We start from the raw sequence: 1,391 nt of genomic DNA on the forward strand, positions 1-1,391 counted from the left end.
GGTAGCGTCAAGAAGTTTGTGTAAACCAGTAGAAACATCCATCAGGAGGATGTGGTGGTGGGGAGGAGGCCTCCTCCCCCACTAGACCGGCCACCCTATTTATTAATGTACTGAATCAGAGTCTGAGTAGCGCTCATCGAACAATCTGGCTAGTGCTAACTTCACTGTAGGATCACCAAAGCCACGAATCACACGGTTTTCGAAACGTTCGTTGTAGGCGATAACATCTAAATAAACGATTTTCTCTGCTGCGTCCATGTTCGTTAAACTGTTCATCGGCTTGAGTCGTTTTCGAATTTCTTTGTTCATGCGCTCGATCGGATTCGATGTGTATATGGCGTCCTTAATTTGTGCGGGATAGCGGTAAAACGTCAATAACGTCGGTAACTGTTCCTCCCAAGACTTGACTTCCTTGGGGTACAACTTCGCCCATTTGCTTTTGAAGGTGTCAAAAGCAGCTAGCGCCAAGTCTTGGTCATACGCATTGTAGATCGTTTTCAGATCTTCAATAAAGTCGGTTTTGTGTTGAACGCGAATTTTCGGGAAAGTCGAGCGCACTTTGTGCACGATGCAATGTTGAACATCCGCTTTGGGGTACACTTCCTTGAAGGCCTGTTCCAATCCGGGAAGTCCGTCGAAAACGCCTAAAAGCACTTCGTGTACGCCTCGGTTATACAGATCGGCCAGAACGTCTTTCCAACCGTTAGAGCTCTCCTGGCCGCCTACGTAAAAGCCCAGGATTTGACGATGTCCTTCTTCGTCGATGCCCATGGCAAAGTAGATGACCTCACCGCTCACTGTACGGCGTTTGAGTTTGACGTAAAGTCCGTCCAAATAGATCACGCTGTAGCGCTTTTGTAGAGGCCGCTTCTGCCAATTCTGGATGTCTTCCAGGACGGTGGCGGTGATATTGCTGACGGTAGTCGGAGAATAGTGGCTGCCAAACATCGTCTCAATGAACCGGGCTACGTCACGAGTTCCCATACCGCTCTTATACATCTGGATGACCGCTTCCTCCAACCAACCATCCCGGCGTTGATACGGCTCAAAGACGTGGGTCTGAAACGCGCCTTGGCGATCTCGCGGGACTTCCAAGTCGGGAATGTGACCGTATTTGGTGTGCAACGAACGTTTGTAATAACCGTTCCGGCTGTTACTTTCATGAGCTTCGTCCTCCATGAAGTGCTGGATCTCAGCTTTCATGATCGATTCCAAGTTTTCTTTTACAAACTGAGTGACAAGATTTTCAAATAGGTTTGTGAGTTGATTTTCTGGTAAAATAGTCATCGAGTAGAGTCCCTTCTTGGTGGCGTCGTAACCCCGAGGATACTCTACTTTTTTGTGTTTTGGATAGACTCCAAAACTTGGTACACAAACAATTTTACGTCATC

1 protein-coding gene is annotated in these 1,391 nt (G+C 47.7%); it reads right to left on the reverse strand.

Features of this window, described 5'->3' with window-relative positions; all coding sequences use genetic code 11:
* Nucleotides 1–102 precede the first annotated feature (102 nt).
* Nucleotides 103–1,287 carry an IS256 family transposase gene (locus tag MJ257_RS24525; protein WP_240271790.1) on the reverse strand — a complete coding sequence of 395 codons (1,185 nt, stop codon included), beginning with the start codon at nt 1,285–1,287 and terminating at the stop codon, nt 103–105.
* Nucleotides 1,288–1,391: the final 104 nt, after the last annotated feature.

Origin of the sequence: Paenibacillus timonensis (genome assembly GCF_022427145.1) — a bacterium.
Lineage (GTDB): Bacteria > Bacillota > Bacilli > Paenibacillales > Paenibacillaceae > Fontibacillus > Fontibacillus timonensis.

Coding starts and splice junctions, on each gene's coding strand:
- MJ257_RS24525 (WP_240271790.1), bottom strand. CDS start 1,287: ATGACTATTTTACCAGAAAATCAACTCACAAACCTATTTGAAAATCTT.